We start from the raw sequence: 23,145 nt of genomic DNA on the forward strand, positions 1-23,145 counted from the left end.
TTTTTAGTTTTAGTTGTTATATATAGTGTTTACTTTTTCTTCAAAAAAGAGGGTAGCCTCATGCATCAGTTTTTCACCAATCTGATCAACATGACGTGCCCGCCAGGGTTCTAATCCTGTTCCCTTTACCCATTGATTAAAGGCTCCTAATGCCGGGCCGGTATGAATCTGAAAATCAACTCTTCGGTCACTGAATCCATTCAAGGCACTTCTGCTGCTGAATCCAAAATACCACTTGAATACCATAGCCATTTTCTGCTTTCCATTCTTTTCTGCTTTTTCAATGTCACTGCTATTCCCTTTTGATAACTGATAATTTTTTACTTCCTGCCAGATTTCATCCAGATTTTTTTTGAAATAGGATTCTTCAAGCTGTTTCCGGATATTTACGGGAAGTTCATCCAGGCTTTCATAATGATTGTAAAGTGTATATAGCTTATTGGCTCTTGGAGAAAAGAGTACTCCTTTTTTAAGTACCTGTACCTTTGCTCCTATTTCAAACATATCGCCTGCCGGTGCATAGTCTGTATCCTGAACATTCATTTCCTGTAACAGGTCCTTGACAAGGTCGCTGGTTCCAGCCTCAACGGTACATTGATTTATGGAACCTGTAAGTACAAAATCAGCTCCCATCATAAAAGCGCAAACCACTGATTCTGGTGTTCCGATTCCTCCTGCAAGACCAATTCTGATAGGTTTTGAATAACGACTGGCAGTAGAAATCTGATCACGCAATGTTCGGATTGCAGGCAAAATAACCAATGCTCTTCCGGCATCAGTGTGCCCACCGGAATCTGCTTCTACACAGATATCCTGGCTAACCGGCACTTCTCTTGCCATTTCTGCTTCCTGTTCAGTGATCTTTCCTTCAGCGATAAGTTGTTTCAATATGCGTTCCGGAGCAGGATTCATGAATACCTCAGCCACTTCAGGTCTGGAGATTTTGGCCATGATCTGGTTATTGGAAATAATATTACCATGAGCATCTTTTCCAAGTCCTTTGACACGGAAGTATACCAACGGTTTTGTCATTTGCATAAATGCAGAAGCTTCAATATATTTTATATTTTCTTTAAGGTAAAGGTCTACCAGCTTCCATTCTGTTTCCGGATCTCCGAAATGATGCAGTAGATTAATACCGAATGATTCACCATTATTTAGAGCAGTTTTTATTTGCCTGATTCCGTTTTCAATTTCATTCAACTGTAATCCACCCGTACCATAAAATCCAAACATTTTTGCTTTTCCCAACCGGATAACCATTTCGGGAGAGGCGACTCCGCGATACATTCCACCGGCAACATAAGGTAATTTAATATTATAATCCCGGCAAAAATCTTTGCTTCCAAGAAAAACTTTCTTTTCGTTTCCTGAAAGTACAGAAGATTTATGATGAGTCAAGGGGGAACAGTTTTTTTTGATATCTGCTACCATTCTTGTAAGAATATGGCCGCCTATTTCCTTGAATTCTGTTACTTCATTCCCCATTAAAAACCGAATGGAATCTACCCATCTTACAGATTGGGCTATCTGTGATCCCAAGGTTTCTTTAACTGCTGATGTGTACCAATTGGCAGTAGTATTTGCAACTACAGGAATATGTAACGGGTTCAAATCAACCCCACTGATAAATTGCTCAAATTCCAGGGCCGCGTTTTTCATGTAACGGGAATGGAAGGGAGCACTAACCTGGAGTGGGATTGCCTGGATCTTTTGTTCTTCAAAGTAAGTCACTGCACGGCGGATATCTTCTGCCTGACCTGCAATTACAATTTGACTCGTTGTATTATAGTTGGCTATATCAATTCCATCAAAGCCACCTTCAGCGAGTAATTTTTTTAATTTTTCTGCTGAAGTACCCAAAATAGCAGCCATTCCTCCTCCTGAAGCAGCAGCCATTAAAGCTCCGCGCTTATGAACGAGTCTTAATCCTGTTTCAAAATCAAATACTCCAGACGCCAATAAGGCATTATATTCTCCAAGACTATGTCCGGCCAGGAAGTCCGGTTTGGGATTCTCTTTCAGGTATTCCCAGTAATGCATAGCACTGACAGTAAAAATTGCAGGTTGTGTATATTGGGTTTGTGCAAGCAAATCGTCTTTATCTTCCAGACATAATGCTTCCAAATCGTATCCCAGGATTTCTCTGGCTTTTATTTTTATTTCCGGATATTTTTCAAACAATCCTTTTCCCATTCCTTTGAATTGGGAACCTTGTCCCGGAAAGATTAATGCTTTTTTCATACGCTTGTAATTTTTGATGAGATGGTTACTATTTCAACTAATTTTTTCAGACTGTTTCCTTCGAAAATTGTAAAGTGATCTCCTTCCAGTTCATAATAAGTATAGGTTCCGGTAAGCCAGGCTTCCCAAGCTTTTGCATCTCTTTCAGATCCGATAAATGAACGGTCTGTTGCCACTAAAATGTGGGTATTGCTGTTCACTGGTGATAATGCCTTATAATGGGAATAAGCAACACAATTATTCCTGAACATTTCGAGGAGTTTCTGTACGGTTTCCATGGTTATTTCGGCTGGAAACAGTTTCATTTCAACTGCCTCATCCAACATTTGCTGCATGGTGCTTCCTTTTATAAGCTGCCCACCTTTCTGAAAACTAAGATCCTTCAGAAATTTTTCAAAAACTTCCGTTTCGTGAACGTTTTCCAATTGATATCCACTGGAATGGAAGTAAGAATCAATCAGGAACAGATCTTCTACCTTCTCTCCCATCAGCTCGAGCTGGCGGGCCATTTCAAACGAAATAATTCCACCGAAAGACCACCCCCCTATGCAATAAGGACCTTCGGGCTGAACGGATTTCATGTCTTTAATATAAGCTGCGGCCATTTTCACTACATCCTGAGATTCATTTCCTGTGGCATGAAATCCATATACAGGTGTTTCCGGATCCATTAAGCGAGCTAACTGGTTATAACAAAAGACGGATCCTCCGATCGGATGAACCAAAAAGAGCGGTTGACCGGCAGCACCGGCATTTCGGATGGCAACAACCGATTTTGTAGTACTCTGGCCTGAGGATTTACCGGCAATCACCTGAAGTTGGGCAGAGAAGCGGCTGTTTTGTAATAATTCGCTTAAGTCGATTTTCAATTGAAGGTTACTTTCCAGCAAAGCAGCCAATCGAATTACCAACAAAGAGTTGCCTCCCAATTCAAAGAAATCATCTGATCCTGAAATATGATTTACCTGAAGTAATTCTTTCCAAACTGTTTGAAGTGCTATGGTGAGATTTTCCGACACTGCTTCCGCGCTCGGCTCTTTCTGCTCAGCTGTTCGCGGATCAGGAAGACTTTTTCTATCGATTTTTCCATTTTGTGTAACTGGAAGATCATCGAGGGAAACAATGTATTTCGGAATCATATAGGCTTGAAGCTGAGATCGCAGCTCTTCTGTTAATTCCTGTTCATTGATAGGCTGGTTTTTAGGTACAGTATAAGCCACAAGGTAATTGTTACCAATGATATCTTTCCGTATATCAACTACAGCAGCTTTTACTTGATCGGAACGCAGTAAAGCAGCTTCTATATCCCCCATTTCAATGCGATAACCCTGTACTTTCACCTGAAAGTCTTCTCTTCCTAAAAACTCAATATCACCATTTCGCATCACACGCCCCAAATCACCCGTTTTATAAATGATTTCGTTTGTTTCCGGGTGACGGACAAATTGATTTCTGGTTTTTTCTTCATCTTCCAGATAACCTTTTGCCACTCCAATTCCACCGATATAAATATCTCCGGTAGTAAGAAAAGGACAAGGATTCATAAACTGATCAAATACATGCATGGTTTGATTGGCCAGAGCTTTTCCGTAAGGAATACTACGCAGCGTTGGATCAATCTCTTTGATTTCGTGATAAATGGACCATATAGAAGCCTCAGTTGCCCCGCCCAGACTCACTACTTTTGCATTCGGTACAAACTGCCGTATCCTTTCAGGAAGCGTTACGGGAATCCAATCCCCGCTCATCATTACCAGTTTAAGTTGTGGAATAACTTTTTTCTCCAGCAATGCATTGTATTCGATAAGCATATTCATCAATTCAGGAACAGAATTCCAGACAGTGATTTCATATTCATGAATCAGTCTTATCCAATGTCCTGGATCACGCAGCTTTTTATAATCCGGAAATACAATGGTACCTCCACAGCCAAGTATTCCGAAAATATCAAAAACAGATAAATCAAAGTAGAGAGCAGAAAGTGCCAGTACCACACTTTGATTATCCAATTCAAATCGACTGTTTATATCTATACAGGTATTGAGCGCTCCCCGGTGATCAATCATCACTCCTTTTGGGAAGCCGGTAGAACCTGAAGTAAAAATAGTGTATGCCAGGTCACTGTCTGTCAGTTCGATTTGAGGTCTTGTATCTGACTCAGATGCAAAATCGGTTTCAATATTCCAACAGCGAACGTGTTCAGGGAATGCAAATTCTTCTACCGGAACAGAAGCTGTAGTTATCACCTGGTGCACTCTGGCTTTTTCCAGAATATAATTTAATCTGCTTTCTGGCATTGTAGGATCTAATGGAAGATATGCTCCGCCGGATTTCATAATTCCAAGTGTTGCAGGAACCTGTTCCCAACCTTTGTGCATTAACACCCCTATGAGCTTATTCGGGCTGGCTCCGTTTTCTTTAAGTTTGTTTGCAATACGATTCGATAAGCGTTGTATCTCTTTATAAGTGAGTTTTACTTCTCCGTCGATTACTGCTACTTTATCTCCATATCGTTGTGTACTTTTCTCGAAAGGATCAAATAAAAAGGTTTTCGGAATTTCAGCCTCCGTTTCATTGGTATGGTTAATCAATGCTAACTGATCTTCCAATATAACAGACTCCAAAGGTGTATTCCAGTTTGCTGCAGCAAGCATACGGATGGCTTTTTCATAGGAACGTATAATATCATCAGTGACACCATTCTGGAAGTATCCGTCATCGATGTCAAATGAAAGCAGTAATGATCCGTCCGGTTCCTCACAAACCTGATGATCCATTGCAACCTGGGGAACCTGAAGGCTTGCAGAAACTCTTCTGAATGGATGCTTTTCATCGTATCCTAGGCCAAAAGCACTGGCAAAAGTTACCGGAATAGCAATTTTTCCAAGTAATCCACGTTCGATATTGAGATCTCGAATCACCTCAATCCCATTATACGACTTGTATTTCTGGTCTTCCCAGATCTGACGCGAAACGGCAGCTACTTCTGCAGAAAAGGATTGCTCTTTTCTATAATCCAGCTCTAAAACTGAAATACGGGAAAAGTTTCCAATAACCTTATTGATTTCTGCATTCGGGAATTCTCTTCCCAAGGTCATCATCGTTAATGAAAAATGTTTGCTTCGGCTGTATGTCGCCAATACTTTTGTATAAGCAGTACACAATACTGATGAAAGTGACAAATTACTTTTGCGTACTTTCTCTTTTAGAACGGAAAAGGTTTCGCGATCTATTTTTTTCTCTTTGTGTACCATTATGCCTTCATCCGTTCCATTACTGTAAGCCAGTTCAGGGCCAAGTGGTAAATCTATCAGACGGTTTTTCCAGTATGCTTTTGCCTCTTTGTACTCCTGGCTATTACGAAGCTCTTTTTGATAATCAACATAATCCCTGAATGAAATTGTTAAAGGTTCAAGAATTAAATCCGGATTTGTATAAAGATCAAATAGTTCCTTGAAAAATATCGCCACACTACTTCCGTCACATACGAGTAAGCTCAGATTAACCACCACCTGATCTTTAAGATTGGTTTTGAATACTGTGAAATCAAACAATGGCCAGCTAAGTTTATCAGGACTTGATTTTCTTTTTTCATTCACATAACTGATTACGGCTTGTTCAGTAGTTTCCTGATCCATATCAACAAGATGTCTTATTACCGTATTGTAAATCGGAATATGTTCTATCAATTGTTGCTGACCGGTCTCCAAAAACCTGGTTCTCAAAATACCATGTCGGTGAATCAACTGATTGATCGCCTGATCCAATTGTTTTACATCTATGGAATCAAATTCAAAACGAACTGTAAGATGTGCTTGCTTTCCTCCTAATTCAAGTTCTTTATTTTCTCCAACCCAATATGCCTGTTGCATATAGGACAATTCAAACGGAGTAATATTTGCAGAAATTTCGCTCACTGAATTATCAACCTGTTCTGCAGCATTATTATCTGAAGTAATGAACTGTTTAATCAGATCATCAATAGTAGTATACTGATACAGGTCTCCTGCTTCTAAAGACGTTCCAAATGCTGTATTTATTTCACGTATGATTTCCACACCATTGATGGAATCCATTCCCAATTCGCTGAATACGCTGTTATCACTGAAATCAGCGCTATTAATATGCAAACAGTTGGAAATGATGATCCTGATCGTTTTTCGTGCTTCAGAAAGGTCTATTCCTATTGTTTTTTCAAGAAAAGGGAGTTCTTTTTCTATTCCTGCAGTATGATTATCAGGAGTTTGGACAGCAGGTCCTTTTTCTGTTAATCCGGAAATATGGCTGGCCAATTGATGTGGTGTAGCAAAATGGTATAAAACGGCTCCTTCAAGATCAAGACTGAATCTGGTATTGATTTCCCTAAGGATTTCCACTCCATTAATGGAATCCATTCCAAGCTCAGTAAATACGCTGCTATCAGTGATATCTGTAGTTTGAAGATGAAGTGCTTCTGCTACAATTTCTTTCAGGAAAAACAGTATCGAAGTATCTTCATGCATTGTTTCTGATACAATTATCGCTGTATCTGCACCTATTTCTACAGCTTTCGAATTATGACCGTTCAAGTGAGCAGCAAGCAAATTGAGTGTCCCGTACTCATACAATACCGGGCCTTCAAGTTGCAGCTGCAGGGTTTCATTTATTTCCCGAAGTATCTCAACTCCGTTGATGGAATCCAATCCCAGCTCCGTAAATTGAATATCAGCGGTAATTTCAGAATCCGGAATATGAAGTATTTTTCCCACAATTCTTTGCAGGGTCCCGAACAACTGTCCTTCACTTTGATCATTCAATATTGGATTCTGAACCAGTATATTATCTGATGACAGCCTGCTCAGAGTTATTTTTATTGTTTCCGTAGAATCTGTGATTGATTTTCTTCCTGCAACTTCTACTGGTGGTATTAACTTAACTTTCCCAGGTACTGATTCTTTTTCTAGGATTACTGAGTGAACTACCGGTGTATGAGGTTTGGAAAACTGCTCGGCTATTTTCTGTTTTACTTCTGGCTGCGCAAAAGTAATTTTCTGCATTTCTACCTCCCGGGCAATATGTTCTGTTTGTTTCACAGAAAGGTCATAAGCCAGTTTCTCTTTTAAGAGCTTCAGTGCAGAAACCGGTTTTGTTGCCATTTCACGTGCAATTTTCAAAGCTTCTCCCACAACATCCATACAGATTCTCACTGATGAACCTTTTTCGCGCAATTCTTTACCACTGTACATTTTTCCGGTAAAGAGCATTTCATTTGCTATGTTGATGCCAAGTTTTTCTCCCAACAGGAAAGTAGCTCCCATTCCCGGTGTAAATCCATAATTCATGAAATTGGCGCTGTAAGTACTCTTTTCTGAAAGTAAGACTATATCACCGTATAATCCGAGAACTAGGCCGCCGCCAAATGCATGCCCCTGTATTGCTGTAATCACTGGTAAATCGAATTCCAGCAGTCCTTTATATAAAAACGGCAAATCTGTATAAGCTCCTTTATTATCGGAAAGATCTGTAAGTCCTTCCCTATCTCCACCCATTGCAAAAATGGTATCATATCCGGTCAGAATTACTACTTTCAAATCTGTTCGCTTGCTCAATTGATGGAAAGCCAGATAAAGGTCATTGACCATATCATAAGTAAACATATTTTTTGAAACTCTGGATTCCATGGCCACAACAGCAATGCCATTTTCAGGAAAAGTCGTATTTACCGTTCCTGTTGATTTCCCTTGCAGACCATTGAGGTATAGTGATTTTGAAACCGGGATAATGGCCGGTTTTATTTCAGTATCTAATTTCTTTTTGATCTCTTTATCCAGAAAGCTATCAAACCAATACCGTTTATTGTCGAATGGATACGTTGGTAAACTGATCTTATGTGGGAATTGTCCGTTATAAATCTCTAACCAGTTTATATTTGATCCGCTTACCCATTGATTTGCCAATTCATTAAATACAGAAAAAAATACTCCGGATCGAGTACCGTTTTCTGAAGAACCTACAAGGTATTTACCTGATTCTCCGGTAAGAAAAGCATTTAACTGCTTCGTCAGATCATGCAGGTTATCTGCTTCAATGACCAAACGGTGTTCCATAGCTATACGCCCTGTTTGAAGCGTGTATGCAACATCATACACAGAAAGTTCTGGGTGATCCTGAATATAAAGTTTTAGTTTTTGTGCATAATATTGTAGCTGCTTTTCGTTTTTCGCAGAAATTATTACCAATGCAGGATCGTTTGATGTATAGTTTTTTTGTACCGCCTTGTATTCCTGAACAATCATGTGTGCATTGGACCCCCCTGCACCGAAACCACTGATTCCTGCTGTTCGTAAAGTGCCGTCTTCAACAGTCCATTCTTCCAGCCTTTGCTGGACTGAAAAAGGGGTATCACCAAAACGTATCTTCCGATTAAGACTTTGGGAATGAAGAGATGGAACCAATTGTCTGTGTTTGAGCTGTAAAAGTATTTTCGTCAGTCCTGAAATCCCGGCAGCAGATTCGCAATGCCCAATATTGGACTTAATGGAACCGATTTTACAGAATTGTTTTTTTTCTGAATTAAAGGCTTTTGTCAGTCCTTCAATTTCTATTGGATCTCCCAAACTGGTTCCGGTACCATGAGCTTCAATATAACTAATTGATTCGCCGGACAAACCAGCTTTTGACAATGCAGAACTGATTACATTCGCCTGTGAAGCAGGATTAGGAATGGTATACCCATTACCTTTACCTCCGTGATTAATAGCTGTTCCAAGAATTGTTGCATAAATCTGGTCTCCGTCTTTCTGTGCATCTGAAAGTCGTTTTAATACTACTGCTCCAACTCCTTCACCCGGAACAAATCCCTGCCCGTTGCTTCCAAAACTCTCACAGCGGCCCTTCGGTGACAGGAATGTACCCTGACTCAATACCAGGTATTTATTAGGATGCAGGGTAAGGTTTACACCACCGGCAATAGCAATATCTGTATCGCCACATTTCAGATCATTACATGCCATATGAATGGCTGTTAAAGAAGATGAACACATCGTATCGACTGCCATACTCGGTCCATTGAAATCCATACAGTATGAAACCCTGTTTGCAATTCCAGCCGGATTAGCTCCTAATGCAACTCTTCCGGTTTCAGATTCCATTACAGCACCATACAGCTGATATTCTTCATACATTACCCCAACATATACACCTGTTTTGACAGCATTACGTTTACTGAAGTCTGTGTATTTGTATCCGGAATCTTCAATGGATTCCCAGGCAGTCTGAAGGAATAAACGTTCCTGCGGATCCATCCGTTCTGCTTCTCTGGGAGAAATATTGAAAAATAGCGGATCAAACTGATCGAATTCATCAATAAAACCTCCGTAAGGACAGTAATTTTTGCCAGGTTTTCCCTTCAAAGGGTCAAAAAATCTCTCATTATCCCATCGATTCAATGGGATTTCAGAAATCATATCTTTTCCTTCGGATAATACCTTCCACAATTCATCTAAAGTCTTTGCTCCTGGATATTTACCACTTACACCGATGATTGCAATAGGTTCATGAATAGATGAGGTATTCGCAGATTGTGAAGCTTGCGCTTGCCCCTGAGTGGGGTCAGAAATAGAAAGCCCCGGTTCAGAAACAAAATACTCTGAATAATTTTCTGAAAAATAGTGTGTCAGTTCGTTAATTGTTGAATACTCAAAAAATATGGTTGACGATATAACGGGAATGATGCGTTGCACTCTTTTGGTAAGTTCTCCAATCATAATAGAGTCTATTCCCAGTTCATCAAGCGGAGCATTCAGGTCCAGGCGTTTTGCATCGCATTGTAGTAATTCAGCAAACATATTGATGAGGAAATTCCCTATTTGTTTAGGCTCTAAAGAAACCTTATCCTCTTTTGAAGCATCCGCAACAATAACCATTGGTTCAGTATTTTGTACTGATAAGTAAGAAGCCAGTTCATTAATTGTTCCGTATTCAAAAAGCAGTGTTACTGAAATATCACCGTATTTTTGTGACAATTGTCTGGAAAGTGTTCCTATCATAATGGAATCAACTCCCAATTCATCAAACGGAGCATTCAGATCCAGGCGTTTTGTATCACATTGTAAAACAGAAGAAAATACGTTTTTGAGTTCTTCGAGAATGAGATTACTGTCTGAGGCAACCTGTTTCCGGGCAGATAATGTTGTAAGCTGAGTCTGAGTCTGTGTTAAACTTATTTCCTGTTCAATCCATCCATCACTATAAGCAGCAATAATTTGCTGGGAACAGCTGTTACCAGACGGATAAACAGTACTTCTTACAAAACCGGTTTCTTCCAGCGCAATGGTCCAGTTTTCAAAAGATAGTCCCGGATTATTTTTAAATCGGAGTTCTTCGTCTTCATACAACCACCATCCATCAAGAAGTCCAAAGGTCAGTGTTGTGAATAATTCCTTACGTGCAATTTCATTCATCAGTACCACACCATTTGCTTTCAACAGCTTTTTCAGTTGTGTAAGCGTATTAGTGATATCTTTTGTAGCATGCAATACGTTAGCGGCAATGATAATATCGTAAGTTCCTTCCGTAAATCCTTGTTCTAGAGGATCTTTTTCAATATTCAGAATGGATGTTCTGAATCCTGTAAAATCCGATTTAAACAGTGATTCAGCATTGAACAGAAAGCTTTTTGAAAGATCTGTAAAATGATAGTCAATGAACTCTTTTTGTGCAACCAACTTGTTCAGTACACATTTAGTTGTTCCCCCTGTTCCGGCACCAATTTCTAAAATCCGGATTTTCCCACCAGTACTGGCAACTCCAGTTTGTACCAGACCAGCTAGTAATTCATTGAAATAATCTGCTTGTTTATTGCCATTGTAAATTCCTTCTACCAATTCCAATGATCCGAGTGGAAAAATAATATCTGTAGCACGTTTCTTTCCTGTAAGAATATCTCCGTACACCGCAAAACAAAGGCTTATCAATCGGGTATACGGTTCAAAATCCGGATGATTTTTCCCGAAATCGGTAAGGTCTGAAAGCACTTTATTCATTGGCAGGATTTCACTGGAAATATGCAGATGATCTCCAGAGAAGGTCAAATATCCATTTTGAATCAGTTCTTCAATCAGCTCCGTAAACAGTCTTTCATATTTTGGTAAAATTTCCAATCGTACAGCGAGTTCACTTGCTTTATTCAATTGATTTCCATTTTCTCTCACCCCCAGATCATATAATACTGCAATCAGGCCCTGGAAAAGAATTTTCCCCATGAGATCAACAGTGTGTGTTTCAGCATTGAAACGTTGTGGTTCAGGCATATTCAATACGACCTGAGAATATTGACTTATTTGTGATATCTTTTTATTTTGATTGATTAGGCTCATTAGTTCAGAAATTTTATTGCTGCCAATTGTTTTTGTTCTCCTGCTAAAATTTGTTCAAGAATTTGCATTCCTTCTTTTGCGTTAATACTTCCCAGCCCTGACGCTGCCAGTTTTGCTCTGTATTCGTCTGTGGAAACGATTCCTACGTCTCCCCAATATCCCCAGTTGATTATATACACCGGTGTTTTTTTTCTTTCCTGTTGCAATGCATGTGCATAGCTGTCTTTGTATGTACAACCGGCTGAATAATTGCTTTGTCCCGCGGCATTTACCTGAGACTGAATGGATGAATAAAAACAAATAAAGTCCAGTGCTTCCCCCTTGAATACTTCAAAGAGATTTTGTGTAGCCAGCGACTTAGGTTCAAATGCCATTTTAAACGATTGTTCCTTCATATTTTTGATCAGGCGGTCATTTAAAACAATGGCAGAATGGAAGATTCCATTAATGTGGAGTCCCTGTTCCATAAATAACTTATGAATATTTTCTACTTCTGATTTTTTTGTAGCATCACACTGGAAGTATTCCGGTCGATTGGAAGGAGTACCAACCGAATTAATCTCTTGTTCAAGCTTAGAATCCATTCCTCTTCTTCCCAGCCAAATCACTTTGGCGTTATATTGTTTAATGAGATAATCAGATGTTACTCGTCCTATTCCTCCGGCTCCACCCAATAAAAGATAGACTCCATTCTGTTTCAGTTTGGATGAAACACCAGTATGTTGATCCAGTTGTCTCAGTTCAGATCTGAACAGAAAGCCATTTCTATAGGCTACTACTGCTCCATCTTTATTGGATGAATGAGATATCAGGGCATCCCAGTTCCATGTAGTTTCTGTTCCCAGATCAATCATTCGGATGGTCCATCCCGGCTGTTCTTTTGCTAAAGACCCGATGATTCCTACAATACCGCTTCCTTTAGGATTGACTGTATCTGTATCCAATACTTTTTGAGTATTTCTGGTAAATACTGTCAATTCTATATTTTTGGGGTTAAAAATACTTTCCTGCAGCACTTTGACTGCTCGGAAAACGGTGTACTCCATCTGCTCCAGACTGTCTTCCTGACTGTAGGCAGATTGAAGTCCATGCAAAAGATATATGTGCCCAACTCCCACCGGAACGTGATCCAGAGTATCCGCATATAACGGAACTATCCCTTTCTTCTTCAGATCTTGTGCTAAGCTATCTGATAGGATTTTATCTGTTTTTTGTCCGATAATTAAATGTTGTCCAATATTTAAAATAGGTTGTACAGATATTTTCCCTGTTTTGATTCTATTCCATTTTGGGATATATAAATGTTTCTTTCTGTTTTCTACAATTTGAGGTTTGTTTACTGCTTCATGTAATGGAAACACAGCTACGTTTTGTGCTTTTCCCAGACATAGGCCTTCTTCATCGTAGATTTCGACAGTGAATGTAGTTTTACCCTGTACGTCCAATTCTTTTCGCGCATAGGTCCAAACCCTTTCTGGCATTGAGTGGTAAAGCAATAAATCTTCAATTCCAAAAGGAAGTTTCAGAGTTGAGTTCTTGTGATCTATGCCCAGGCAAGTTTGAAAACAAGTATCTAGCTGACCCAGAACAGATTCTTCACTTGAATTTCCAATTTTTTCTGAATAGGCCCATGCCTCATTTTCACTGAAATACAGCTTTTTCATCCCGTTGAAAAGCGGACCATATTCCAATCCTATAGAAGCGAATCGTTCATAAAACTCATTATTTTCCAAGGCAAAAGGAAGTAATTTGTATTGTTCATGTTTGCGACCTGAAATAACAGGTTGTTCTGTTGAAAATGACGTGAATCCTTGCGATTTCACTTTCGTCTGACCCTGCTCTACTGTAGTAATCCGGTACTCAAACTCCTGATCTTTTTGTTTGATTTCAACCTGAAAGGTAATTGGCTCCCGCCCAATATACCCGGGATCCAACAGTTGAATGTTACGGAAACGATTAACGTCCAAATGAAATCCTTGTTTCATGGCCTCTTTTACGATCTGGAGATAATACACTCCAGGTACAATTTTCCGTCCCTGAACTTTGTGATCGTTTACCAAAGGACTGTTCGGAGCTATTGTGGTTTTGTATATCCATTCATTCAATGAAGTATTCACAGATGCTTCAATTGATTTTGTATGCACTACATCCACCCAGTGACGTTCTTTCTCAAACGGATAGGTCGGCAGACTGATCTTTTCAGGTTTTTCTCCATCAAATAAAGAAATTACTTCAATAGACTGTCCTTTTAACCAACTATTGATAATCTCCTGTAATCTTTGATTTACAATTTGTAATGAGCGCTGGTGGATACCTTGCGATTTTACATTTCCCGTTATGTAATGAACACCTGTCCCATTCAGATATTCCTGCAAAGTAACAAGCAAATCTGCTTGTGTTGAAGCAACAATAGCCAAGCGTTCAGGCATTGCTTCTCTTCCGGTTAAAAGGGTATACGATACATTATTTAAATTACGTTTTTCCTGAAGAAACTCACAATACAGTTTTACCATTTCCACCAACCGTTCCTGATTTTTTGCTGAAAATAGAAATAACCGCTCCTGATCCTGAACCGTCTTTTCCGGTAATCGTTCAAATGCCTCCAGTATCACATGGGCATTGGTGCCACTGTATCCAAAACTGCTGACAGCAGCTCTGCGGACTCCTGAATTTGGTAATTTCCATTCTCTCAATTCTGTATTCACATAAAAAGAGGTTCCATTTAACTGAATGTGCTCGTTACACTGATTATAATGCAACGACGGTGGTATCTGCTTGTTTTTCATAGAAAGGACCACCTTAAGTAAACTGGAAATTCCGGCAGCGGTAAGAGCATGCCCAATATTTGTTTTTACACTGCCTAGTGCACAGCTTTCCGGTTTGAAATTCTCACCGGAATACATTTCTTTCAGTGCTTTGATCTCAATCGGATCACCGAGTTTCGTTCCGGTTCCATGTGCTTCTACATAGGAAATACTTCCGGGATCAATATCAAAACGGTTTAATACCTGTTGAATAAGCTTTTTCTGTGAATTGGCACTTGGTGCCATAATACCATTGGTTTTTCCATCCTGATTGACTGCACTCCCTTTGATAACCGCATAAATGTTGTCTTTATCATTGATTGCCTGTTGTAACGGTTTTAGCAAAACCACCCCAACTGCTTCTCCCGGAACAAAACCATTCGCTTGATTATCAAACGTATGACATTTACCATCTTCGCTCAACATTTCCGTCTTGCTGGTAAGAATATGCATACTTTCCGTGGTCATGATATTTACACCACCGGCAATAGCCATTTCACATTCACCGTTCCGAAGACTTGAACAGGCCTGGTGAAGTGCTACCAACGAACTTGAACAGGCTGTATCAATGGCAATTGCAGGTCCCTGCAAATTCAATAAGTAAGAAATACGGGAAGCAAGCATCGAAGTGGTAACACCTGTCAATACATGATTATCCAATAATTCATTATGTTTAAAACGGTCAAAATAATCTCCCGGCCCAACCCCTACAAAGACACCACAGGCACTCTCTGAAAGACTTTCAGGTGAGTAACCTGCATCTTCAAATGTTTTCCAGACTTCTTGCAGGAATACCCGTTGCTGGGGATCCATTTTTTTTGCTTCTGCCGGAGAAATATTAAAAAAATAGGTATCAAATTTATCTTCGTCATGAATGGCTCCCATCCATTTTCCATAGGATTTGCCAGGAACCCCTCTCTCTTCAGAATAAATGTCTGCTACAGACCACTTCCTCCCCGGAACTTCAGTCACACTATCTTTTCCTGAAGCTAGGTTTTTCCAGAATTCATCAACATTATCTGCCTGTGGAAAGCGACCACTAATCCCAATAATGGCAATATCCATTGCTGAAATCTGAGGCTGATTTTCTTCGACCAACACAACGTTTTCTTTAATTGAAGTAGTTGGTGTCTCAGGTATTATTATTAATTTCTCCGGAAGCTGACCTGTGATAAAATCTGCAAGTTTCCGGATATTGAAATAATCGTATAAAATAACGGTTTCCAATGACAGATCAAATTGTTCATTGATTCCCCGTACCACTTCAACACCGCTGATAGAATCTACTCCGAAATCAATAAAAGATTCATCGATGGACAGTTCTTCAACAGGAAGGTTCAGCATCCGACTGAAAATCTGTTTCAGAGACCCGATTACATCTGAGGTGTTCTCCTGTACGGTCTCAGTCTCTTCTTTCCCTGGTGAAATAACTGGTTCTGCAGCCGGTTGAACGGGTTCTTTCTGGGAAATAACCGGAATCGTCATTGAATTCTTTTCAATAAATACCGATAAGGTTTTGATATTCGGATAATCGTACAATAATACCGCTTCCAACTGAAGATCAAATTTTTCATTGACGGACCGTATGAATTCCACTCCGCTGATGGAATCAATTCCCATATCCAGGAATGTATCATCTGCTCCAATTTCGTTTGTGTGGAGATTCAATAATGCGGCAGCACAATCTTTCAGAAAATCAATAATAGTTCCACTTTGAACGGTTACCTTCTGCTGGTCTGATTTAATATACTTTCCTTCCCTTTTCGAGTCAACCAATAGTGGTTGGGTGACCGGTTTTAGTTCACTGATGAAATCTGTTTGCCTGACATCACGAAGTGATACTTTTATGAATGGCTCAAAACTGAATGGCTTTACTCCTTTAGCAGCAATCATATCAGGATGTTCAAGTTTAACTTTTGAGTCAACCGGAGCAATCGTGGTCTTTTTCTCCGGATTTACCGCATTTGGACGATTAAACGTTGACATAATGAGGTTTCTGACTTCATCAGTATGAAATGTTTTATCGTGCATTTCCAATTCTTCTTTCACATGCAGCTGTAAATCCTGCAACATTCGGTCAGAAAGGTTTCTTTTCAAAACTTCCAAAGCAATTTTCGGTTTGGAAGCAAGCTCTTTTGCTGTCCTGATAGCTTCCTTCAGTACGTCTGCCGTAATTTTTACAGTGGCTCCTCTTTCTCTCAATTCGTTTCCACCGATCAGTCGTGCAGTGTACATCATTTCCTGAGCCAGCTGCTGACCAAGTTTCTTCGGCATGATATAGGTGGCACCCATCCCAGGGGTAAAACCGTATTTCATAAAGTTGGAACTATAAGTAGACCGTTCGTCCATGTAAACTATATCTCCATACAACCCGAAAATCAGCCCTCCACCAACAGCCATTCCCTGTATTGCTGTAATAACAGGAACTTTAAATTCAAGGAGTCCCTGATATACAAACGGTGCATCAGTATATTTTTGTTTCTTACTGGCAATTCCATTTAAAACATCCTGTGAACCACCCATGCAAAATACATTGTCATAGCCAGTCAGAATTACAACTTTCAGATCAGCCCGTTGCTCCAGTTCCGAAAATGTTTTTGTAAGACTTTTGATCAATTGATCATCAAGCATATTTTTGGTTTCGCGGGATTGCATTTTAACCATTACAATTCCGTTCCCCAATTCTTCTATTCCAATTTCATTTCCAACGACATGGTCTATCTGCAAAAACTCTTTAGTCTGAGATCCTTCGGATGTACTGATCTCCTTAATTTCGTTATACCAGCAGCGCTCACGCAGAAATGGATATCCGGGAAGCGCTATTCTCCGTACTTCGGCTGCATCGTAGAACTGTTTCCAGCTTACCGGCTGGCCCTTCAGCCAGGAATGCATAAGCGATTCCAATTCATTTGAAACCAGAAGATTTCGCCGGACAGCTATTTTTATATCTTGGTCATTAAAGGCATTTAAATCTGCCATTCCGGAAACAAACGCAGATTGTTTTCCAAGAATCACTTGCTCTAATTGTTGTTTTAAATCATTTAGAGAATCCGTTACCAAAGCGGTTCTTATGGACATTGCATCTCTTCCTACAAGTAATGTTTGAGCGATATCATGCAATGAACAATCTGAATTTTTCTGAAGAAAGGCAAACAGATTTTTCTGAATAGTCAAAAGTTGGCTTTCCGTTTTTGCTGATAGGCAGATCAATGTCTTTCCATGCTTCGGTTTCTTTGCTTCATTGTCAGCATATTCCTGCAGGATCACATGCGCATTGGCTCCGCCAAATCCAAAACTGCTCACTCCGGCTATCCTCATTTTCTGATTTACAGACTCCCAGTATTCTGTTTCTTTTGACAATCGGAACGGGCTGCTGTGTAGCTTCAATAATTCGTTTGGTTCTTTGAGTTGTGGATTTCCGCCCAATGTCTGATGCCCCAGGCACAGAATGGTTTTTATTATACCCGCAATACCAGCAGCTGCTTCCAGGTGACCAATAGAAGTTTTGACACTACCAAGTGTACAATTTGCTTGTTTTAATGGAGTATTTCCTGTCAGCTCTTCAAAAGCCATTTTAAGTGCATCTATTTCAATCGGATCACCAAGTGGTGTTCCCGTTCCATGCGCTTCAATGTAGCTGATATCATTCGGATGAAGTCCCGCTTTCTGAATGGCGTGAATAATAAGGTTTCGCTGTGCATTAGGATTCGGAGATGTCAAGGTGCTTACTTTCCCACCGTGGTTTTCGGCCACAGATTTAATGACTCCATAAATCTGATCTCCATCGCGTAAAGCGGCGGCTTTGGATTTCAGCAGTATCAATCCCATTCCTTCGGAACGAACATATCCATTGGCATTTTTATCAAATGTTTTACAACGTCCGTCTTCACTTAACATTCCAGCCTGACTGAACGACAGTGATAATTCTGGGGATAAAATAATGTTTACTCCGCCCGCTACTGCCATTGAACAATTTCCTGACTGAATACTTTCTACAGCTCTGCTAATTGCAATTAATGAACTGGAACAAGCTGTATCGACCGGAATACTCGGACCGTGAAGATCAAAAAGATAGGATATTCGGTTTACCAATACAGAATGGGTATTTCCGGTTGCATATTGTGCATATTGGTTGAGCCCTTTTTCCTTGTTGATCAGCGCTGCATAATCTGAGCTGGATACACCAATAAATACTCCGGTATCGGTTCCTTTCATTTGTTCCGGTGCAATTCCTGCGTGTTCAAATAAATGATAGACTCCTTCAATGCTAATACGGTGCTGAGGATCCATCAGCTGTGCCTCCAATGGAAGCACCCTGAAAAATTGGCGATCAAATTTATCTATATCGGAAATAAAACCTCCAAATTTTGCTTTTGTTCTTCCGCGTTCTTTCTTCTCATCACCATAGTACATTTCCCATTGCCAACGATCTTTTGGTATTTCAGTAATCAGGTCTTTGTTTTCTAAAATATTTCCCCAATAGTCTTCCAGTGTTTCTGCTCCCGGAAATCTGGCTGTCATGCCTATTATGGCAATTTCATCTTCAGAAGCCAGCAGGCTTTCTTTCAAATGTTTTTCAGATTTAATCTCCTGTGGCTCTTCCTTTTCCTCAAAAGATGTTGAGACCGGCTCCACTTGTTTAAGATTTTCAAGTTCAGAACTGTACGTTATGGCAATGTATGAAGCAAATTTTCGTATTGTATCATATTGGAAAAGCAAAGTAGGATAAAGTTCAATATTCCAATTGTCACCTAATTCGCTTGTAAGTTGAATCAAAACTGTAGAATCCAATCCAAGGTCCATAAACCCTTCATCTACTAAAATATCTGCCGGCTGAATGCTTGTTTTTTGAGCAATTTTATTACGAATCAGGCGAATGATCTCATTTTCCAACCCATGGGTCAAAGGTTTCGTTACAATTGTTTTGGGTGTAGCTTCTTCTTTTTCAAAAACGGCGGAATTGGTGTCCCCTAACCAGTAATTTTCTGATTGACGCTGAACTTTTAACGGGATTCGCTTACAATTCATTTTATCCTGAGTGGCTTTCGACAAAATGAGATGACAGTTGGTTCCCCCAAATCCGAAACTTGAGATCGCTGCAATTTTCTGTTGTACATCCCATTTTTTACGAGCAGTAATTGGATAAAACGGTGATTCATTGAATTTAAATCGCGGATGTGGCTTTTCACAATGGATGGTAGGAACGAGTTCATCATGCTGCATCTGCAGAATAATCCTGATCAATCCGGTAACACCAGCTGCAGTCATGGTATGTCCAAGATTACTTTTTACCGAACCGATTGCACAAAATCCGGTTTTATCTGTTTGCTGCTGATAGACTTCAGAAGCTGCATTAATTTCGATGGGATCTCCAAGCAGTGTTCCTGTACCATGGGCTTCATAATAGGAAATCTGATCGGGATGTATTTCAGATTTAGCCAAAGCTTCTGCAATTACCTCTTTCTGACCTTGTTTATTGGGAACAGTAACTCCCATTGTCTGTCCATCGTTATTAACTGCAGATCCCTCCACCACAGCTAAAATCCTATCTCCATCCAGCAGTGCCTGTCCATAATCTTTCAGCAGAACCAATCCACCTCCTTCTCCCAGTACAAAACCATTGGCACGTTCATCAAAAACGTAACTTTTCCCGTCAGCAGAAAGAACATTTGCCTGGCTAAATCCAACATGTCCATATTCGTCTACTATTACAGAAATACCTCCTGCAATAGCCATGTTAAGCTTACCCGAAAGAATTGCGTCACATGCCTGATGGATCGCAACCAGTGAGCTGGAACAAGCCGTATCAATTACCTGACTGGTTCCTTTCAAATCATAAAAATCTGAAACCCGGGCAGCAATCATATTACTGATGCTGTTTACAATGATATGCTGGTGTGTTCCCTCGGGAAGTAAATCATATCCATTCCTGATATAATTATTGTCTTTTGCTCCAATAAATACGCCGGTATTAGTTCCTGCCAGTTCTTCTTTTTCGAAACCTGCAGATGCCAGCAGATCGCGTGTTAGTTCCAGAACAATCCGCTGTTGCGGATCCATTGCAAGAGCTTCTTCCGGCTTTATCTTGAAATAGTGAATATCAAATGCAGCAGGGTTTTTCATGAATCCTGCTTTGTTTGAATAGGATGTTGAATTTGTTTTTGTTTCGTTATAATAGCCTTTACGAAAAGATCTGTTAACAGGAACTTCACTGATCAGATCTCTCCCGTTTTGTAGATTTTCCCAAAGTTCTTCAGTATTTTCAGATTCAGGCAAATTGCAGGAAATTCCAATAATAGCAACTCTATTGGGTTTATATGAATTAACTTGTTTGTCCGGAGTTCCTGAAACCTGAGTTTCCGGAACTGCATTTTTCTGCAGAATTTCTTCTGCTGCAACAAGTTTGTTATCTACAAGATAAGCAGCCAACTCTCCGATTGACGGATGCTGGATGACCGTAGTGGGATCCAAAACACAGTCATATGTTTCTTCCAATGCCGTGAGGAGTTTCATCATGATGATTGAATCCAGTCCATAATCTGACAAATGAGAGTCTGCATCCAAATCGGATACATTTAATTTCAGGAGATTTGCACAAATTTCCTTTAATCGGTTTATTATTACTTCTATACTCATACCAGCAATTTGTGGTTCTTCATTGGTTGTTACGGTTATGTTGTCAAGTGGGATTTTTTTAATTATTTTTTGCTGTTCACCAAAGAGAACCAGAATATGATTCAAACTGCTTTTCAAAATAGCATCCAGGGCTCCCATTCCCAAATTGGTTGGAAGAGGTTCCATTCCCCAATGTCGCTTTAAGTACTGTTCTGATGACTCGTCGATCTGCATACCACCAGAACGCCACAACGGCCAGTTTATACTCAGGGTCTGTCCGTGTCTTTCTCCGCGTTCAACTAAAATATTACGGTAATGTGTGTAATCATCCAGATAGGCATTCGCGGATGCATAATCTGACTGACCAATATTGCCCAATACGGCAGATACAGAAGAAAAATTAACAAAAAAGTCCAGGGACTCATCTTTGGTTGCCTCGTCCAGATTTATAATCCCTGAAATCTTAGGATCAAACACTGCTTTGATTTCTTCGTGGGTTTTCTGAACCAATAAACTGTCTCTGAGAACACCGGCAGCGTGAATGATTCCGGTCAGATATCCATATTCCTCTTTGATTTGGCTTATGAGTCTTTCAACAGAAACGGTATCGCATACATCGGTTTGAATGTATCTCCATGAAGGTTGATCTGACAGTAACTCCTGCTGCTTTGCATTGGCTGTTCTCCGTCCTGATAGAATAATTGTAGCTGTTGGATAATTCCTGCTGATGTGCTGGGCCAACTGAATACCTAAACCGCCAAATCCGCCTGTAATAAGGTATACCCCTTCCGGGCGAAAGGAAATGCTTCGGTTACCCGTAAGATCCACAGACCTCAGCGTACACACTGATCGGATTCCTCCTTGGTAGCGGATCTCTTTGGAAGCAGTATTGAGTTCATTTTTTAGGATCTGCACCCATTTTTCAGGAGCATTAAAATCTTCCAGTCCAAGAATTCTTCCTGTAAACCAGGAACATTCCTGCTCTGCTGATTTGATTAATCCGCGTAAAAATCCAAAGCAATGATAGTGAGAAGTTAATCCCGCAACAGTAAGATTCAATGGTGATTTGCTGGTGATACTTTTAAGAATCTCTTTCTTTACTCTTTCAAACAGATCAACAGAAGAAGATGAAGAAAGATGAAGGACTTTACAGTCCAGAGATTCCGATACTGAAGCGATAAGCTCTTCCGAAGCATCGATCAAAACAATTGTAGCGGCTGGGGATAAAGTACCATCTGCATCCGGCACAAGATTTCCCTGTTTCCAGGTACTTTGGTAGTAACTCACTGAAGCTGTTTCCGATGTGGCAGAAACCGGATCGGGGTGATTCTGGCTCACCTCTGGTTTCTCTGCGGCTAATGTTAAAGCGGAAAAACCAATTAGTGACACAAATACTTTTCCTGAATTATCAGACAGGTAAATAGAATATTCTTTCAGACGTGCTTTCGGGTTCGTCACTTCAGTATAGCACCAAACGGTCTCCGGTAATGTGCCATATATATTCAATTCCCGAAGGCTGAAAGGCAGTTCAAGCGAACCTCCTTCCGGGACAAATCCAATTCCCATACAAGTTTGTAAAGCACTGTCGAGCATTCCCGGAGAAAGAAGAAAACCGTCTTCCCGTGGTAATATTATTTGAGATACCGCACAGGTTTCTGAGCAGTACATCTCTTTGATTCCCTGAAATGTGTGACCGTAGAACAGTCCCCGACTCCGGAAACTTTCATAACTTTCTTCTGCAGAAACAACCTGTTTACATGACATCCGTGCAGCTTGCAGATCAATTGTACGTGGGATAGGTAAAATTCCTGTGTAAATGTGTCCCTGGCTATGTATTTCTTTGGTACCGGAGCTTCGAGAACCAATCTCATAAGTAATTCCTGAAACTTCTTCCATATACCCGGTTACCACATCAACTGGTTCATTATGAACGCGAATCGGGCGCATCCAAACCACATCACGTAATCCTGTCACCTGTTTTTCAAGAATGTATTCTCCTCCAAAACGGGCCAATTCAAGGTAAGCAACTCCGGGAAGGACTTTTGTTCCCTGAACCACATGGTCAGAAAGAAACTTTTCCAATCCTGTAAATCTGCTTTGAAATTCTTTTAATATTGTTTTCATCT

The 23,145-nt window shown here is 40.1% G+C and carries 3 protein-coding genes; all 3 read right to left on the minus strand.

The annotated features are described in order from the left end of the window. Window positions 1–9: 9 nt before the first annotated feature. Genes fabD through WH267_RS08170 form a run of 3 tightly spaced genes read right to left on the minus strand, consistent with a single transcriptional unit; the run spans window position 10 to window position 23,143 of the window. The gene (gene fabD / locus WH267_RS08160) at window positions 10–2,244 is read right to left on the minus strand and encodes an ACP S-malonyltransferase (RefSeq protein WP_340007228.1); all 2,235 of its coding nucleotides are present in this window, start codon (window positions 2,242–2,244) and stop codon (window positions 10–12) included. Then, window positions 2,241–11,600: an amino acid adenylation domain-containing protein gene (locus WH267_RS08165; RefSeq protein WP_340007230.1), complete on the minus strand. Its 9,360-nt coding sequence runs from the start codon at window positions 11,598–11,600 to the stop codon at window positions 2,241–2,243. Before WH267_RS08165 ends, fabD begins: the two co-directional genes overlap by 4 nt. Next, window positions 11,600–23,143, minus strand: a complete 11,544-nt coding sequence (locus WH267_RS08170) for an SDR family NAD(P)-dependent oxidoreductase (RefSeq protein ID WP_340007233.1) — start codon at window positions 23,141–23,143, stop codon at window positions 11,600–11,602. Before WH267_RS08170 ends, WH267_RS08165 begins: the two co-directional genes overlap by 1 nt. Window positions 23,144–23,145: the final 2 nt, after the last annotated feature.

Origin of the sequence: Chryseobacterium sp. MYb328 (genome assembly GCF_037572595.1) — a bacterium.
GTDB classification, from domain to species: Bacteria; Bacteroidota; Bacteroidia; order Flavobacteriales; family Weeksellaceae; genus Chryseobacterium; species Chryseobacterium pennae.